This is a genomic window from Pseudomonas sp. LF020 (genome assembly GCF_053456425.1).
Window position 1 is genome coordinate 339729 of sequence record NZ_JBRFIX010000002.1, and the last position, 16976, is coordinate 356704.

Consider the following 16976-nt stretch of genomic DNA (forward strand, 5'->3'; position numbering starts at 1 on the left):
CATCAAAAGATCGCAGCCTGCGGCAGCTCCTACAGGGGCGGGCATAAAAAGCCCCGCGACCGAATGATACGCGGGGCAAAAAATTGGTTGGTTGCGGCCAACCAAAGGAGCTCTGTAGAGACGCTTACTTGCTGGCGACGGTTTCCGGCTGCCAGCCACCGCCCAAGGCCTTGTAGATCGCGACGATGCCGCGATACAGATCAACCTCGGCCTGGGCCTGGCTGTCTTCGGCGTTCAGGCGTTCGCGCTGGGCGTCGAGCAGCACGAGGAAGTCGGTGGTGCCTTCGCGGTAGCGGATCTCTGCCAGATCCGCAGCCTTACGGCTCGATTCACTCTGGCGAATCAGCGAGATCAGCCGTTGCTGACGCTTGCCGTAATCGCTGAAGGCGTTTTCCGATTCTTCCAGCGCCAGCAAAACCTGTTGCTCGTAGGTGGCGAGTGCGCCTTCGGCGTCGGCATCGGCGCCGCGCAGACGCGCGCGCACGCTGCCCAGATCGAACGCCGCCCAGGTGATGCTCGGGCCGAGTGCCCAGGCGTTGGCCGCCGAGGAACCGATCTGCGAACCGCGCCCGGCCGTCCAGCCAAGGAACCCGCTGAGGCTGACCCGTGGAAACAGATCAGCTTTCGCCACGCCGATCCGCGCGGTGGCCGAGGCCAGTTTGCGCTCGGCGCTGAGGATGTCCGGACGCCGTTGCAGCAGCTCACCCGGATCACCGATCGGCAAGGCCTTGGCAATTGCCGGCAAGTCTTTCGGGCTCAGATCCACGGTCAGTTTGTCCGGACGCTCACCGAGCAGGGTGGCGATGCGGTTTTTCTGCCGAACCTGTTCCGCCTGCAATTGCGGCACGCTGGCTTCGACCGAGGCCAGACGCGCATCGGCCCGTTCGACGTCGAGCTGATCGCCAACGCCGGCGTCACGCAGGCTGATGGTGATCTTGCGTGACTCCTGCTGGTTTTCCAGGTTGGCCACGGCGATCTTCTCGCGCAATTGCGCACCGCGCAGTTGACCGTAGGCGTCGACCAGTTCGGCAATCATGGTGACTTGCAGTTGGTACAGATCGGCTTCGGCCGCCTGCTGGTCGGCGTCGCTGGCTTCCAGATTGCGCTGGATCCGCCCGAACAGGTCGAGTTCCCAGGCCATGTCCAGGCCCAGATCGTAGCGTTCGCTGTTGACCCGTTTGGTGGTCTGGCCGGGGATTTGCCCCTTGGCCAGATCACTGCTCGCGCGGCTGGTGATGGTCGGCATCGCATCGTTGCTGACGTCGTCGCGGATCGCCCGGGCGGCTTTCCAGCGGGCGAACGCCACGCGCAGTTGACGGTTGCCTTGCAGCGATTGCGTGACCAACTGGTTGAGGGTCGGGTCGTCGAATTGCTGCCACCAGATACCTTCGAATTTCGAACGGTCAAAGTTCTTTTGCCCGGCGGCGCCGTCGGTGGCGGTCGTGATGTTGGCCGCCTCCGTCGCCGGGGTCTTGTAGTCAGGGCCGACGGCGCAGGCGCTCAAAGCCAGCACCAGCAGACTCGGCAGGAAGACTTTCAGACTCATTATTGCGCCTCCAGTGGCTTTTGCAGAGCGTGCGCCTTGGCCGCTTTGCGGGCTTCGCCGCGCTCGACGAAATTACGGATCAACACGTAGAACACTGGCGTCAGCAACAGGCCGAAGAAGGTCACCCCGAGCATCCCGGAGAACACCGCCACACCCATGGCGTGACGCATCTCGGCACCGGCACCGCTGGAGAACACCAGTGGCACCACACCCATGATGAACGCGAAGGAGGTCATCAGGATCGGCCGCAGACGCAGGCGGCAGGCTTCCAGTACCGCTGCCAGCGGATCGAGGCCTTCCAGCTGTTTATCCTTGGCGAACTCGACGATCAGAATCGCGTTCTTGCACGCCAGGCCCACCAGTACGATCAGGCCGATCTGGGTGAAGATGTTGTTGTCGCCGCCGGAGACAATCACCCCGGTGATGGCCGACAGCAGGGTCATCGGTACGATCAGGATCACCGCCAGTGGCAGGCTCCAGCTTTCGTATTGAGCGGCGAGCACCAGGAACGCCAGCAGTACGCAGAGCGGGAACACGAACAGCGCAGTGTTGCCGGACAGAATCTGCTGGTAGGTCAGGTCGGTCCACTCGTAGGTCATGCCGTTTGGCAGTTCATCCTTGAGCAGTTTCTCGATGGCTTTTTCGGCCTGGCCGGAGCTGTAGCCGGGGGCCGCCGCACCGTTGATTTCTGCGGTGATGAAACCGTTGTAGTGCATCACGCGATCAGGGCCCGAGGTGTCGCTGACCTTGATGAAGGTCGCCAGCGGGATCATTTCGCCCTTGTTGTTGCGTACTTTCAGCTGGCCGATCTGGTCGGATTCGAGGCGGAACTGTTGCTCAGCCTGAACGTTGACCTGATAGGTGCGCCCGAAGCGGTTGAAGTCGTTGGCATACAGCGAACCCAGGTAGATCTGCAGGGTGTCGAAGATGTCGCTGACGGCCACACCGTGGGTCTTGGCTTTTTCGCGGTCGATGGCGGCATCGACCTGTGGCACGTTCACGGTGTAGCTGGTGAACAGCCCCGCAAGCTCAGGCACGCTGTGGCTTTTGGTGATGATGTTCATCGTCTCTTTGTACAGCTCGTCGTAGCCCAGGTTGCCGCGGTCTTCGATTTGCAGGCGGAACCCGCCAATGGTGCCCAGACCTTGTACTGGCGGTGGCGGGAAGATCGCCATGTACGCTTCCTGAATGTTCGCGTACTGACCGTTCAACGCCCCGGCGATGGCACCGGCGGACATGCTCGGGTCTTTACGTTCGTCGAACGGTTTCAGGGTCACGAACACGATGCCGGCGTTCGGGCTGTTGGTGAAGCCGTTGATCGACAGACCGGGGAACGCTACGGCACTTTCCACACCCGGCTGTTTCAGCGCCAGGTCGGACATGCGCTTGATCACGTCTTCGGTGCGATCCAGGCTCGCGGCGTCCGGCAGTTGCGCGAAGGCCACCAGGTATTGCTTGTCCTGGCCGGGTACGAAACCGGTCGGCGTGCTGGAGAAACCGAAGAACGTCAGCACCATCAGGCCTGCATACAGCAGCAGGGCGATGCCGCTGCCACGGATGACCCGGCGCACAGTACCGACGTAACCGTGGCTGGCCTTTTCAAAGAAGCGGTTGAACGGACGGAACAACCAGCCACCAAAGATCTTGTCGAGCACTTTGGAGAAGCGGTCTTTCGGCGCGTCATGACTTTTCAGCAACACAGCGGCCAGTGCCGGCGACAGGGTCAGCGAGTTGAACGCGGAGATCACGGTCGAGATCGCAATGGTCAACGCAAACTGCTTGTAGAACTGCCCGGTGAGGCCGGAGATGAACGCCGCCGGTACAAACACCGCACACAGCACCAGCGCTGTTGCGATAATCGGGCCGGTCACTTCACCCATGGCTTTTTTGGTCGCATCGAACGGGTTGAGCCCCAGTTCAATGTTGCGCTCGACGTTCTCCACCACCACGATGGCGTCGTCCACCACGATACCGATCGCCAGTACCAGGCCGAACAGCGACAGCGCGTTGAGCGAGAAGCCGAACAGGTGCATCACCGCAAACGTACCGATCAACGACACCGGCACCGCCACCAACGGAATGATCGAGGCGCGCCAGGTCTGCAGGAACAGGATCACCACCAGCACCACGAGGATCAGCGCTTCGAAGAGGGTGTGAACCACCGCCTCGATCGAGCCGCGTACGAAGATCGTCGGGTCATAGACGATGCTGTAGTCCATGCCTTGCGGGAAGCCTTTCTTCAGCTCTTCCATCTTGCCGCGAACTTCGTTCGAGATATCGATGGCGTTGGAGCCTGGACGCTGGAAGATCGGGATCGCCACCGCTGGCTGGTTGTTCAGCAGCGAACGCAGGGCGTACTGGCTGGAACCGAGTTCAACGCGCGCGATGTCCTTCAGACGAGTGATTTCACCGTTGTCGCCGGAGCGAATAATGATGTTCTCGAACTCTTCTTCAGAAACCAGACGGCCCTGAGTGTTGACCGACAGCTGGAAGCTCTGGGCATTCGGGGCAGGGGGTGCACCGAGCTGACCGGCCGCCACTTGACGGTTCTGCTCACGAATCGCGGTCACCACATCGGTCGCGGTCAGATTGCGCGAAGCGGTCTTGTTCGGATCGAGCCAGACCCGCAGCGAGTAGTCGCCCATGCCGAACAGCTGCACGTCACCGACACCGCCCAGACGCGCCAGCTCATCCTTGATGTTGAGGATCGCGTAGTTGGACAGGTAGAGCATGTCGTAACGTTTGTCCGGCGAGGTCAAGTGCACAACCATGGTCAGGTCGGGCGAAGCCTTGTCGACGGTGATACCGATGCGCGTCACTTCTTCGGGAAGTTTCGGCTCGGTCCGGGTCACCCGGTTTTGCACCTGCACCTGCGCGTTGTCCAGGTCAGTGCCCAGGGCGAAGGTGATGGTCAGGGTGATCTTGCCGTCAGCGGTGGACTGCGAGGACATGTACAGCATGTTCTCGACGCCGGTGATGGCCTGCTCCAGCGGAGCGGCCACGGTTTCACCGATGACTTTGGGGTTGGCGCCCGGGAAGTTGGCACGTACCACCACGGTCGGTGGCACGACTTCCGGGTATTCGCTGATCGGCAGCTGGAACAGCGAAATCGCACCGGCGATCAGGATCAACAGCGAAAGCACCGCTGCGAAGATCGGCCGTGAAATGAAGAATTGGGAAAAATTCATCGGAGTTGTCGTCCCTTAACCGCGTGGGGTCGCAGCGGCGAGCTTCACAGCCGTACCCTGTGCACCTTTGGCAGGTGCGACTTTGGGCAGGTTGCTGGCTTCCAGCGCTTGACGTTGTTGAGCCAGAGCGGCAATGGTCTGCTCGCTGGCCATCGGGATCACTTCAGGCGTCACCGGCGAACCCGGACGTACCCGTTGCAGACCCTTGACGATGATCGTGTCGTCCTTGTTCAGCCCGGTGCGCACGATGCGCAGGCCTTCGATCTTCGGCCCCAGTTCGACGGCGCGGTAGGCGGTCTTGTTGTCCGCATCCATCACCAGCACGAACTTCTTGCCCAGATCGGTGCCGACCGCTTCGTCGTTGATCAGCATGGCGTTGTAGGTGCCGCTGCCGACCAGTTTCAGCCGTGCGTACAGGCCCGGGGTGTAGGTGCCGTCGCTGTTGTCGAACACCGCGCGACCACGGATGGTGCCGGTTTTCGGGTTGACCTGGTTGTCGACGAAGTTCATCTGGCCCAGGTGCGGGTTGCCGTCCTCGTTGGACAGGCCCATGTACACCGGGGTGGTGGCGCCACGTTGGCCGTTGCGGGCGAGTTGGGTGTATTTGAGGAACACACGCTCGTCGGCGTCGAAGTAGGCGTAGACCTTGTCTGTGGAAACCACGCTGGTCAGCGGAGTGGTGTCGGCGGTCACCAGGTTACCGGCGGTGATCTCGGCACGGCTGACGCGGCCGCTGATCGGCGCGGTGACGCGGGTGAAGCTCAGGTTCAGCTTGGCCAAATCCAGTTGCGCTTGCAGGGCGCCGACGGCGGCGCGGGCTTCCTGAGCGGCGCTGGTGCGCGAGTCGGCCAGCTCGGCGGAGATGGCGTTGCTGGCACGCAGGCGTTCGCCACGTCCGGCTTCGTTTTCACTGCGGGTGGCGTTGGCACGGGATTGAGCAACCAGCGCTTCGAGGCGGCGCACCTCAGCCTGGAATGGACGCGGGTCGATCTGGAACAGCAGGTCGCCTTTCTTGACCAGTGCGCCTTCGGTGAAGGCGACCTCGTCGATCTGGCCGGAGACCCGAGGACGGATTTCAACAGTTTCCGGTGCTTCGAGGCGCCCGGTGAATTCGTCCCACTCGTTGACCGGTTGTTCCAGCACCTTGGCCACGCTGACTTTGGCAGCGGGCAGGGTGGCGGCAGTCTCCGGAGTCTTGCCGCAAGCGCTCATCACCAGCACGGCCAACATGGCCAAGGGGAAGCGCAAATGTTTGAGTGACTGTTCCATGGAATCATCCGCCAATGTATTGAAGATGGGCGGATGATGCTCGGCGAGGTGTGATGGCACGAATCGAATGAAGCAAAGGTAACTATCATTCGGAATGATATAAGACCGATTCGAGCCCTCTAGCATGCACCTTTCGTTAGGGTGCTATCAATTGGTTTGATGACAAATGTGTGTTGCGCCACCCGTAAAAATCCAGCGGCGGCTTCAGGTACCGATTGCACAAACAAAGAGACGGCCGTAAAGGCCGTCTCGTTCAACGTGTTGCGGGGTGGCTCAGTTATTGCCTTTGCGGTTCGGCCCGAAACGGTTTGGCCCCGGCTGGCTGTCTTGCGCCAAAAATACCAGGTTGACGATCGGCAGCAGCAACCACCAGCCGCTGCGGTCGGTGTCGTGCATGCGGCGTGCACCGACGGCAATGCTCGGCAGAAACATCGCCAGGTTGTACAGGTTGTAGAGCACACCCTTGGTGTTGAGCATGGCGTCGAGAACGCCCATGAGAATGCAGATGCCCAGGTTGATCAGCACAAACATCCAGTACTCGCGACGGGTGGCGCGGCCTTTGAATTCGGCGTAATTCTTCAGCGCTTCCACGTAAGGATTGCCGGTGGTGATGGCGGGGCCGCTGGCATACGACGGTTGAGCGGCCTGAGGTGCGCCGCACTGTGGGCATGCCACGGCCAGGCTACTAATTTCCTTGGCGCAACCACGGCAGAAAACCAAGCTCATATTTTTTCCCTAAAATTATTCAATCGATAGACAGGACAAAACGAACGCGGCAAGGCCAGACAAAATGATGCCGGCGATCGCGAGGTTTCTTCCTGGGTGTTTTTGGTTGATACAGACGATGCCGCAAGTGAGGCCCGCAAGGCTGAGGATGCCCACACCGACAATCGCATCCCTGTCCCATTCGGAATCATCGAACAGGGTGAGTGCACTGATAATCCCGAGGATCAATGAAACGATGGCCAGCCAGGGCATTTCGGCTTGCGTTTGCGGCACGCAGGCCTGTTGGGGCGCCCCGCATTGGGGGCAGGTGAGCGCCGTTTCGTGTAGCTCCTTGGCGCAAGCACGACAATAGACCATTGCCATCGTTTTCCTTAACTGAGTGCGAATGCCCGACCCTCCAACGGTCGGGGCGGCGGTAAGTTAAACTTTATTACCGGATTTGTCATTAGCACTTTGCCATCATTGCTGCTGTGGGTACGCGGTTGCGAAAAGACTGAAGGCAATCGGGATTCCCTGCCAACGAGGTCATTTACTTCTTCGGCATGGTCGAACGCTTCACTGGCTCCTTGCTGCTCAAGATACGCCGCGCGGCATGCACCGCCCGCCCGGAGAGCATTTCCATGCGTGGCGATTGCAATTCCCAGGCGTGCCAATAAAGCTCTACATCGGTGAAATGATTCGGCGCGACATCCACCAGCTCCCGACTTTTCAGCAAGTCGCTGACCTGCATGTGCGGCACCATTCCATAACCCAGGCCACGGCGTATGGCTTTCAGACGTGCCTCCGGAAGTGACAGGTAGTGTGTGGGATAGGCGTCTGCGGTAAGACCAAAACGCGACTGCATGAACTCCGACTGCAAGGTGTCCTTGCGCGAATAGGCGAATACCGGCGCCTTGCGTGCAGTCGCGCGTGTCAGGCCCTTGGCAAACCAGCGCTGCTGAAACGCGGGCGATGCGACCAACTGATAGCGCATCGACCCCAGCAACTCGGCAAAACATCCCCGCATAGGCTGTGATCGCGTGCCGATGCAGCCAATGACCTGGCCGCTTTCCAGCAAGGCATAGGTGTGATCCTGATCGTCGACCACGACGTCGAGCAGAATATTCTCGCTGACGAAGATCTCGGCCAGTGCCGGAAAGAACCAAGTGGCCAGCGTGTCGCCATTGACCGCAATCACCACACGCAGGTGATCCTGTTCATCGCCGCTCAGCTCGTTGAGCAGTTCTGCTTCAAGCACGGTTGCACGGCGTAGATAGAGCATCAGTTTTCTACCCGCCAGCGTCGGCTCGCAAGGGCGCCCGCGCACCACAACCGAGCTGCCGAGGCGAACTTCAAGGGCGTGTATGCGTTGCGACACCGCCGACGGTGTCACGTTAAGACGGTCTGCAGCCTTCTCGAAACTGCCGCTGTCGACCACGGCGAGGAACGCCTGCATCTGTTTTGCATCGAGTTGCATGGCCGTCGCTCTGGTTAAGTATTTCTAAGCGTCATTGAAAGATACTGCGATTGTCTTCACTTCAACATGGCGCGGCTCAAACATTAATCGGCGGCGGTAGGAGCGGCTTCAACCGATACGACAATCGTCTGCAAGTGATCTCGGGTTCTGCAACTGGAACCCGCCAGGAACATCGCAGCCCTTGATCAACCGGCGGTACACACCCTGAAATTATTGATGATTGCGTTGCTTGCGACGCTGTTGAGCGCCTGCGTGGCATCTGTGCACGACTGTCATCGCGGAAAAACAGATCGACCTGACCAATAACTGCATGCGCGTCTAAGGTTACTCGGGCCAGTGAACAAGGCAGCTTGATTGATCAATACCTCGTATGCTTCTACCGCATTGGAGCAGATCAGTGTGGCTTGACCCTCTGATGATGCGTCCTTTGAACGTCGACACATTCGGCAATCGGTATCAAGACACCGACAGATGGGCACAGATCGCTTGCGTACATTCACGCATGATCATCGAAGAGTAATACGACGTTTAAATGAGTGAATCTACGGCGACAAACTCCGGCAACTGGTACGCAGTCATTGCCTTGGCACTGGCGGCTTTCGTGTTCAACACCACCGAATTTGTCCCGGTCGGTCTGTTGAGTTCGATCGGCAGCAGCTTCGACATGTCGACCGCGCAGGTCGGTCTGATGTTGACCATCTATGCGTGGGTGGTGTCTCTGACATCGCTGCCGATCATGCTGCTGACACGTAACGTCGAACGACGGAAACTGCTGATTGTGCTGTTCGGGATGTTTATCGCCAGTCACATCCTGTCGAGTCTGGCGACCAGTTTCGGGGTGCTGCTGGTGAGCCGGATCGGTGTGGCGTTGTCGCACGCGTTGTTCTGGTCGATCACCGCGTCTCTGGCCGTGCGTCTGGCGCCGCCAGGCAAACAGGTTCAAGCCTTGGGCTTGCTGGCAACCGGTACTTCGCTGGCGATGGTGCTGGGCATTCCCCTCGGTCGCTTGTTGGGCGAGGCCATGGGCTGGCGCACCACGTTCATCGTGATTGCAGGCTTTGCCGCGGCGCTGGTGTTCTGCCTGGCGAAGGTGCTGCCGCTGCTGCCCAGCCAGAACTCGGGCTCGCTCAAGAGCCTGCCCATATTGCTGAAGCGACCTGCGCTGGTGGCCGTCTATGTTTTGACGGCGCTGGTGGTGACGGCACAGTTCACCGCCTACAGCTACATCGAACCGTTCGTACTGACCGTGGCCAACATGAGCGGCGAGGTGGTGACGCTCCTGCTGTTGCTATTCGGCGGCGCCGGTATTTTCGGCTCGCTGCTGTTCAGCTACCTGCACAGCTATAACCCACAGCGCTTTCTGATCATTTGCGTATCGGTGCTCGCCTTGTGCCTGGCTTCGCTGTTGCCGTTGAGCGGCAACGTTTCATACCTCGGCGTGCTGAGTGTGTTCTGGGGCATGGCGATCATGGGCTTCGGTCTGGCGTTGCAGTCGAAAGTCCTGGTGTTGGCGCCGGACGCCACCGACGTGGCGATGGCGCTGTTTTCAGGCATCTACAACATCGGTATCGGCGGCGGGGCGCTGGTCGGGAGCTGGGTTGGCAGTCAGTTTGGTTTTGCTTACATCGGGGTGGTGGGCGGGATGCTGGCGGCTTCGGCGCTGGCGTTTTACTGTTTGTCGATTTATCGCAATGGCCGGGCTGGGGCTTGAGTCGCTGGCTACCTGGTTAATGCGCAGGCAGCTCGAGACTGTCCGGATCGCCAAAGAACATTTTGACTGGGCTCTAGGACGGTAGTTTCAGTTTGAAAAAATCTTATTATGCCCCCAATTTTGCCCCCACTCAGGCGCCTTACATGAGCGATCACGAATGGCGATTCCTGACGAAATCCAGTATGGATTTGGGTGGCTTTGAGTGTACGCCCAAACTGGGGTTGGCTGGGGGGCGCGAGTTGCACGCTCAGAGATGCTTTTCACCCAATTGCTTGGCTAGACTGCGTTAGCTCAGATCCCATCGTGCTTTGGCACTGAGCATGTTATTGAGTAGCCTGCGGACCCTAGGTTAGATTTTCGTGCATCTCCCATGGGGTGGGTGAGTGGGTGTGTGTAGCACTCGGCTAACCTCCATCCCTGAGGGCTTGGCGCTATTGGCTGTAGAAGTGGGAGCAATGATGGGACTCTCTAGCGGCCAGCAAATACACTTTAAGAATCCCAGCATTGAGGTCCATGGCGTTCACCTGCGGGGCCACTGACCGAAAGCCTGCGATTGGTACAGAGTAAGCGTACGCGGAACACACCTTGCGCAGATCAGCCACCCACTGAAGCGGCAACAACTGCACTATCTCGCTGGCCTTCTGCGTATGCAACCGCGTCAGCACATCCATGAGGTACACGTACGGATCATGCCCAATCAGGCGCGCCGACTGGATCAGGCTCATGATCGCCGCCGCCCGGTTACCACTGTGCAATGATCCTGCGAAGAGTCAGTTCGAACGCCCAAGCGTCCACGGCTTGATCGTGTTTTCGACCGGGTTATTGTCGAGTCGTAGCGGTTGGTTTGACAACGAATAGATTGATGATGCTCTTTCGAAATTTACTTCTATCGATTGCGGATACCGCGAACGACTCAGCAATGCTTGCGATCTGCTCCGAGCTGAAGTTCTCGTTGATGTACTTCGGGCCGTAAGCAGAGTTCTCGACGTAGTTGAGTACGATGTTTGAAAGGCCAATCTTCAGCGCTTGATCCTCCAGCTTGAGCAGTCGTTCGATCGACGCCTTGAAGCTCGGATTGCCTTTGGAGAAGGTGAAAATGATATGGGTTTGGCCGTCCTCCGGAAAAACGTTGAGCATCACGTTCTTCATGTCAGTCCTCTGCTGGCGCGAACCCAAGGTGGTAGACCTTTCCTTCGCTTTCTCCGCCGCCATCTGCGATCGAAGCGACGATTTTGCCTCGTTGGATGGAATGGGAGTGAATAATTTTCCCTGCGCAATCCAGTTGCTTATCGCCACCTCGCAAGCATGCTTTGACGCTGGCATCTTTCTGATTCTGGCCCAGGAGTTTGTTGAACTCGATCTGATCTGGATTCATCTGCATCCGCCTTAATCCATTCCTATAAGCCATCGGCTTGGCGCAATCTGGGTGTGAATCGCGCGCCTGTATCTGAGTGTCGCTGCTCTGTAAAGCAATTAGCTTCTGGCTGGTGCAATACTCTGGAGGTCCTCGCACAAAGCAATCTCATAGGCTTCTGCGAGGTTAGCTATCTGCAGTCCGATGGATTTCCTGAGAGCTGCCAGGGCGTCATTAAAATGCAGCCACTCGGGGTCAGCCGAACTACATCGTAGCGTTCTGAGGTCAACAGATTTCATCGCATTGAAGAAAATCAGAATTGTCTTAGTCAGCGATAGCAGAATGCCGTCAAGTGCTGTTCCGTCAACGAGCTTTCCCCGAATGACGGCGAATCGCCTGCGCAGTTCATCAAGCGATTCTCGGACGTGGTCAGGACATTCGGCATCGAATGTGGCCCACAACGACCGCCGATCCGTCATGGCGGAGACGATTTCCTTCGCAATCTGCGGTTCCATGCGTCCAGATTGAAGCAGTGCCAGGCTGCGAGAGTACCCTGCGGTGCGCACCTCCGACACCATGGCTTCGTGGTCAATCTTCCACTTTCGGAGCAAGTCCGCTTCGTAAGCATCCTCGTCGCCATCGACGATGACTCCACACTCCCTTGCAAAGCCACAGGCCGTTTTCGATGGCCGTCCGTTCTACGGCAGTCTGCGAGGCCTTGTAGCGGGGGCCCAGTTCGGAGGCGGCATGAATATGTGCGGCGTGCCCAGAAGTCAGAGCTTTGGTTGGGTCAGAGTGCGGTCCGATGGTGAGTTTGAGGCAGCGCGGATTGGAGCAAAAATGTGCAGCCCGGCGGGCTAGCGCAGTTTTTGTGGCTGCTTTGAAATCGTCTCTTTTGGTCACTATCAACCTCCCTGTTAGACACAAGTTCATTGCCCCGAATACTATCGCGCCGTAGAAGTGAAGTCTCTGGCCAATGCAGCTGACTGTGATCCCGCCGGAGTTTTCAGTGTGCGCCGCTGCGATGGGGCAAACAAGAAGACTCCGAGGAGCCTTGCGGGTCCCCGTTCGGGGGAGAGGAAACGTCAGATTCAGACCGGACCAGTTGCCGGGCCAATGCCACCTCAACCGAGTCGCCGTCGTGATTCAGCACGTTCAATCCATAGTCTGGTATGCCTTCCGACGTACTCTGGCACGCTATGATCTTCTAGCCAACAACTGCAGGCAGAGATGTCGGCGTAGCCCAAGAAGATGACGTGAACCGCTTGCGGTTGACGAGCGACGGGCGGCCTGCTGCAGCGTGTATACGTTCCAGTCCGACTGCATGAAGATGATGGTGGGGAACTCCAACAGGTCCAAGCCTGTTTTGACCAGTTCCGGGTTAGTGATCACGACATTCACTGCCCGGTCGACTGTACGTTGCCAGAATGAGATGGTACGAATTGGTAATGAATCGCTCTGGGTTTTTCGTCCAGGCCTCACAGGTCACCTTGAAGGGAGTGCGCTCGACCTGGCCATTGGTCTCGGGGTCGTAGACCTTGGTCAGAGGATGCTTGATGCCGTGCACATGGCAAACACGATCAAAAATATGTCCACCAAAGCTGTTTGCGGGCCTGTGGACTGAGCGATGTGATTTGCAGGAGGTCTACCTTGATCTTTGCGAACGTTAGCCCCTTAGCCGTGAGGGCTTAGGGGCAGCTTGATCCTTCAGCTTCAGATTTATCCGGTCATCGAGGCCATAACCCATCCATCGAGCGGCGGATATGTTGGGTAGCTACGGGGCTCGCGCTCATTGAGCAGTTTGAGCCGCAAGGCTTCAATCTCCATCAGCAACTCTGTGCTGTCTATGTTTAACTTCTTGACTCTCCGCTCGATGTATTGGCAAGTCGCCCAATGTCGAGGTGGCTGTGCCTCAAGAAGTTTCCGCAATAGATCGGTAAGATCGGATGCATATGACGGTACAACGGCGTCACTGTTTGCCAGCTTAGACAGCGCTTGCAAGAGCTGCATGAGCCTCATATCTGGCTCCATATGCTTCAGAAATTGCTCTATGAATGCTCTGGGGATCCACTCATCGACCTCTGTAAGTTCGTCCAGGACCCAAGGGGCAGCCTTGGCCATTAGGCCGATCCACTGTGCGGTGAGCTGTTCATCTGCTGCGACCTCAAAGAGCGATTGCCATGCCTTCGGTAGAAAGTCGCCTGTGGTCTGCATATTCCGCGCAAGCATGATGTCGAACAGGCGCGGAGCATGATCAGCGCCGAGGGCTTTTATTGCCTCCGAGAGCTCAACGGTGTCCCCTAAGGAAAGCAACGTCTCCCAGCAAATCTCGAACATCGGATGGCTGGCATGTTGAGCGAAGTATGCTACGACAGGCCGCCAGATCTTGTGCGGTCCTCCGTAAACTCCAATGTACTGAACCTCTGGATGCCACCCTGTGTAGACGTGCACAACAGCATTCAGCAACGCCGTTGGGGTATTCAGGATCGCCGGCAGTGAACTCAGCGCAACCAGACCCTCCCCTGGGAGGGTGAGTGTCAGAATCTCAGGAGGGACTGATTTTCGCGTGATCGCGGTCGCTCGCAGCCAGTCAAGGTCTTCGGCCGGGGTTTCCAGCTGCTTCAGCAACGCATGTTGTTCTGCAGGTGTCAGCAAGTCCCACCGCTGAACCAGGTCTGCGACAACGCGAATACGAGCGCTGGTACCCGGTAATTCCAACAGCCTTTGCACGCGGCCTGAACGTGTCGAGGGTTCGGAAGTTGTACCTTCAATCAGGATGTCTGTCACACCTAGCATGTAGTCGCTGAGTCGGCGGTTTCTGACACTGTTGTGCAGCAAATCAATCCAGTGATCCGCGATCCGCATGAGCGCTTCATTTGGTATATGCCCCAATCCTTCAGACAGCACGTTGTAAAGGCGAGCCTCGCGAAAGACGGCGCCGGTAGGTAGCGCTTTCATGACCTGGCTCATCAACTCGCTGAACAGTTCCCAAGGGGGGGTGTCGCCGGTTTCCTCGATACGGTCGAAAAGCACAAGGCGCTCGATGAACGCCAAAGCAGCAATTGGAGAGTCTGCCATCGCTACCAGACCACTTTGGAGCTTGCGGCGCCTTTCTGGCTCGCAGTCACCCCAAACATCCAAGACCGACTTGAGCACCTCTGTCGCGACAGCCGGATGTTCTTCTCCGAATATACGATCCAGCAGATCATCGTCATCCGAACGGGGTACAGAAAGCCACGCAGCGGCAGATGGCGCTCGGATCAATGCGACATCATAGCTGAGGAGCCGTCCTGCAGAGCTGGGCGTCATTTTTTTCGGATGACGGCTTAAGTGTGTAAGCGCAGCTGCGGCTTGCTCCGGCGAAATGACAGTGGCTTCGGCGTTGTCGAGCGCTCGAACAACATCCTTAATCTCCTTCCAGGGCCTTTCTTTGGCGAACATGTCGACTTCTATGGTCCCACCCATGCTCCCAGCTGGGATATGGGGCTGCCCGTTAAACCATTCCACATCGTCAATATCAAAAAAGGTGACAGCTGAAACCCATTTGGAGATCTGACTTTGCGTTTCGGAAGGCAACTGCGTGAGTCGCTTCACCAAGAAGCCAAAACAGTCATCCCGTGTTCTTGGGAAGATTGAGCTTAGGCCATCGATTGCGATGTTGATCACCGCCGCGCGACCATCCGGGGTATCAAGTCGATCGTAGAGCCAGGAAAGATTCCTAGCGGCCGCATCAGAGCTTTCCGGTGACAGGCTCAGCAGGGTACGACCCACTGTATCGAGAGCACTTTTTTCTGCGCGCGCAGTAGCACCGTCAATCAGTGACTCAGAACCCGCTCGGTAGAATGGGTGGGTAAACGCATACAAGCCGCCTGCTCGAATTTCCAAAATCCGACGCGCCTCCAGCATTTCGACCAATATGTCCGTGCCAGAAATGAGTTCCGGTAATGGATCGTACTGTGGCTCAGGACGGCTGCCCCGAGTCGTCGCGGCTCCCATGGAAATTGATTTGCCAGTGACGTTACTCCGGCCAGGACGATCAGGCCCGCCAGCACCCATTGCGAATGCCAACTCTGTAGGGGAAACTGGCAGGTCGGGTGTGGTCGAGATGGCCAAGGCGGTGACAAGAGGGGCAAGCCCCTCCGCCTTTAAGGCTCGGCCGAGCGTCTGAGCATCTTCTCGCGCGAGCCGAATTATCTCGGGCAGCGTTGCACCCGCTGACAATTTATGGTGGTTTGTAGCTAGATAAAGCAGGCAGCCTGGTTCGAGATCGAGTGCCGAAGTGGAGAGGTCAGATCGCACACACTCACTCAGCCATTTCGGTACGGAGTAGGTTGTGCAGGCCTGCGTCCAGACATTTGATAAAAAAACGCAGTCCAGGTGGCCAAGCTCTATCCACTTCACTCCACGCGTTTCCATCTCATCGACAGACCTTTTGCGCGTGACCTCCAGCAATCGGTCCTGCGCTTGGACGACGATAAGCCTTCGGTTTGCGCCGATCGACCCTAACAATTGCTCAAGGAGAGCGAGTTCTCGGACGGCATCGTCAGTGGCGTGCGCACCGCCAAAAGGATCATCCACAACGGCAAGGCGATTCTCGTTCACCGGATCCATCAAGAACCGTTGAGCCGATTGGACGCTTTCGGCAATTTTGACGATGAACCCCATTTGTTCAAAGTCCCCCGCAAGTTGCCGCGATGTCATGGTCTTACCGATGCGCGGCCGGCCGGCGAGGAGCAGTACTCTTTGCGTGGTTAATTTGAGTTTTAGGTCTTCCTCATCTCCTCGTGCTATATAGCCAGCGGGAGCCAGGCGTTCGTCGGGTCTGGCCGCCCGTATTTGCGTCCGGATCGCTGGCAGCACATCGGCGCCGGTGCCTTTCGCGTCGAAGATGATGGTCTCCAGGGCTGTCAACGTCCTGGCGATAAGGTCAGGAACGACTCCGTGAACAGACTGGAGAAGACTTTCAGACATTTGCCGCACCGTGCTTTCGTCCAGCCGCTCGATTATGCGTACACGTCGTACGGCTTGACGCAGCGCTGGATCCTTCAGCAGAGAGAAGAGGGTGCCGATGGCCTTTCTGCGCTGTTGTTGCAGAGGGCTATCCCCATCGAGGGGCACCTCATAAGACGCTAAACCTTTTCGTATATTTGCAAGGTCTGGCTTCTTGATTCGAGTCGCTGGCCAAGGGGCAATCGGATCGCCAAGATCGGCCACGTAAGTAGATGTGGCATCATCACAGCGGCCAGAAGCGATCATCATGACGTTATGGGTAGGGATGTTGACCAGACGTGCAATCAAAGGATCCTCGGCCTCATGTGCCGGGAAATGGGCAAGCCAATCCGCGAGTTCATCAACAGTGACTTTTGCTTTCGCTCCTTTGACCTGAACTTCAACGACATTGCGACTCAAGCCATCGTCAAAAACCAATTGCGCATCTTCGCCACCGCGCGGTTCGATTTCCAATTGCGCGTGTGCGCTCTGTGCATGCTGCAGCGCCAAAAGCAGACATACACGATCCTGGAATTTGTATTTTTTGGGGCCAATGATTTCGATAGACATCCAGTTCCTCATGGATCTGCAGTGCGGTGGTGCAATTTAGCCGAATCATCCTGCCTCGACCATGGTCCTGAAGTTCGGTTGATAGCAAAAATCAGGATGGGTTAGGGCTATTGCGGTCAACTGGCAGTCAGATCTGGACTCACCCAGTTTTTCTTTAGCGGTTCTAT

11 protein-coding genes and 2 pseudogenes are annotated in these 16976 nt (G+C 57.8%); 1 reads left to right on the top strand and 12 read right to left on the bottom strand.

What is annotated here, in order from left to right:
- Positions 1-124: 124 nt before the first annotated feature.
- The 6 genes from ACU680_RS05660 to ACU680_RS05685 all read right to left on the bottom strand — a co-directional run bounded on the left by ACU680_RS05660 (position 125) and on the right by ACU680_RS05685 (position 8185).
- The gene (locus ACU680_RS05660) at positions 125-1546 is read right to left on the bottom strand and encodes an efflux transporter outer membrane subunit (protein ID WP_258679720.1); all 1422 of its coding nucleotides are present in this window, start codon (positions 1544-1546) and stop codon (positions 125-127) included.
- On the bottom strand, positions 1546-4734 hold the full coding sequence (locus ACU680_RS05665) for an efflux RND transporter permease subunit (RefSeq protein WP_123586431.1): 3189 nt from the start codon (positions 4732-4734) through the stop codon (positions 1546-1548). The genes ACU680_RS05660 and ACU680_RS05665 overlap by 1 nt, the downstream gene beginning before the upstream one ends.
- A gap of 15 nt (positions 4735-4749) precedes the next feature.
- The gene (mexE, locus tag ACU680_RS05670) at positions 4750-6003 is read right to left on the bottom strand and encodes a multidrug efflux RND transporter periplasmic adaptor subunit MexE (RefSeq protein WP_329697987.1); all 1254 of its coding nucleotides are present in this window, start codon (positions 6001-6003) and stop codon (positions 4750-4752) included.
- A gap of 273 nt (positions 6004-6276) precedes the next feature.
- Complete coding sequence (locus tag ACU680_RS05675; protein ID WP_400758180.1) at positions 6277-6729, bottom strand: DUF805 domain-containing protein; 453 nt, start codon at positions 6727-6729, stop codon at positions 6277-6279.
- A gap of 15 nt (positions 6730-6744) precedes the next feature.
- The gene (locus tag ACU680_RS05680; RefSeq protein WP_007963547.1) at positions 6745-7092 is read right to left on the bottom strand and encodes a hypothetical protein; all 348 of its coding nucleotides are present in this window, start codon (positions 7090-7092) and stop codon (positions 6745-6747) included.
- Between the two features lie 166 nt (positions 7093-7258).
- Positions 7259-8185 (bottom strand): HTH-type transcriptional regulator ArgP, encoded by a 927-nt coding sequence (locus ACU680_RS05685; protein ID WP_400758182.1) that lies wholly within the window; start codon positions 8183-8185, stop codon positions 7259-7261.
- 532 nt (positions 8186-8717) lie between these two features.
- Here ACU680_RS05685 and ACU680_RS05690 point away from each other — a divergent pair.
- Positions 8718-9896: a sugar transporter gene (locus ACU680_RS05690; RefSeq protein ID WP_448178881.1), complete on the top strand. Its 1179-nt coding sequence runs from the start codon at positions 8718-8720 to the stop codon at positions 9894-9896.
- Positions 9897-10495: 599 nt separating this feature from the next.
- Here the strand turns inward: ACU680_RS05690 and ACU680_RS05695 are convergent.
- From ACU680_RS05695 to ACU680_RS05720, 6 genes and pseudogenes are all read right to left on the bottom strand, one after another.
- A pseudogene (locus ACU680_RS05695) lies at positions 10496-10726 on the bottom strand (transposase domain-containing protein); the annotation flags it as partial.
- Entirely contained in the window at positions 10716-11045 is a 330-nt protein-coding gene (locus ACU680_RS05700; RefSeq protein ID WP_100632664.1) for a hypothetical protein, read from the bottom strand. The pseudogene ACU680_RS05695 and the gene ACU680_RS05700, both read right to left, overlap by 11 nt.
- A gap of 1 nt (position 11046) precedes the next feature.
- Positions 11047-11271 (bottom strand): hypothetical protein, encoded by a 225-nt coding sequence (locus ACU680_RS05705; protein WP_448178882.1) that lies wholly within the window; start codon positions 11269-11271, stop codon positions 11047-11049.
- 98 nt (positions 11272-11369) lie between these two features.
- A complete protein-coding gene (locus ACU680_RS05710) occupies positions 11370-11765 on the bottom strand; it encodes a DUF6650 family protein (protein WP_100632860.1) in 396 nt (131 codons plus the stop codon).
- 584 nt (positions 11766-12349) lie between these two features.
- A pseudogene (locus tag ACU680_RS05715) lies at positions 12350-12663 on the bottom strand (hypothetical protein); the annotation flags it as partial.
- A 306-nt stretch (positions 12664-12969) separates the two neighbouring features.
- Positions 12970-16809: an nSTAND3 domain-containing NTPase gene (locus ACU680_RS05720; protein ID WP_448178883.1), complete on the bottom strand. Its 3840-nt coding sequence runs from the start codon at positions 16807-16809 to the stop codon at positions 12970-12972.
- Positions 16810-16976: the final 167 nt, after the last annotated feature.

Excerpts from the sequence above, each read along its gene's own strand:
- ACU680_RS05660 (WP_258679720.1), bottom strand. The coding sequence starts at position 1,546 with ATGAGTCTGAAAGTCTTCCTGCCGAGTCTGCTGGTGCTGGCTTTGAGC.
- ACU680_RS05665 (WP_123586431.1), bottom strand. The coding sequence starts at position 4,734 with ATGAATTTTTCCCAATTCTTCATTTCACGGCCGATCTTCGCAGCGGTG.
- mexE (WP_329697987.1), bottom strand. The coding sequence starts at position 6,003 with ATGGAACAGTCACTCAAACATTTGCGCTTCCCCTTGGCCATGTTGGCC.
- ACU680_RS05675 (WP_400758180.1), bottom strand. The coding sequence starts at position 6,729 with ATGAGCTTGGTTTTCTGCCGTGGTTGCGCCAAGGAAATTAGTAGCCTG.
- ACU680_RS05680 (WP_007963547.1), bottom strand. The coding sequence starts at position 7,092 with ATGGCAATGGTCTATTGTCGTGCTTGCGCCAAGGAGCTACACGAAACG.
- ACU680_RS05685 (WP_400758182.1), bottom strand. The coding sequence starts at position 8,185 with ATGCAACTCGATGCAAAACAGATGCAGGCGTTCCTCGCCGTGGTCGAC.
- ACU680_RS05690 (WP_448178881.1), top strand. The coding sequence starts at position 8,718 with ATGAGTGAATCTACGGCGACAAACTCCGGCAACTGGTACGCAGTCATT.
- ACU680_RS05700 (WP_100632664.1), bottom strand. The coding sequence starts at position 11,045 with ATGAAGAACGTGATGCTCAACGTTTTTCCGGAGGACGGCCAAACCCAT.
- ACU680_RS05705 (WP_448178882.1), bottom strand. The coding sequence starts at position 11,271 with ATGAATCCAGATCAGATCGAGTTCAACAAACTCCTGGGCCAGAATCAG.
- ACU680_RS05710 (WP_100632860.1), bottom strand. The coding sequence starts at position 11,765 with ATGGAACCGCAGATTGCGAAGGAAATCGTCTCCGCCATGACGGATCGG.
- ACU680_RS05720 (WP_448178883.1), bottom strand. The coding sequence starts at position 16,809 with ATGTCTATCGAAATCATTGGCCCCAAAAAATACAAATTCCAGGATCGT.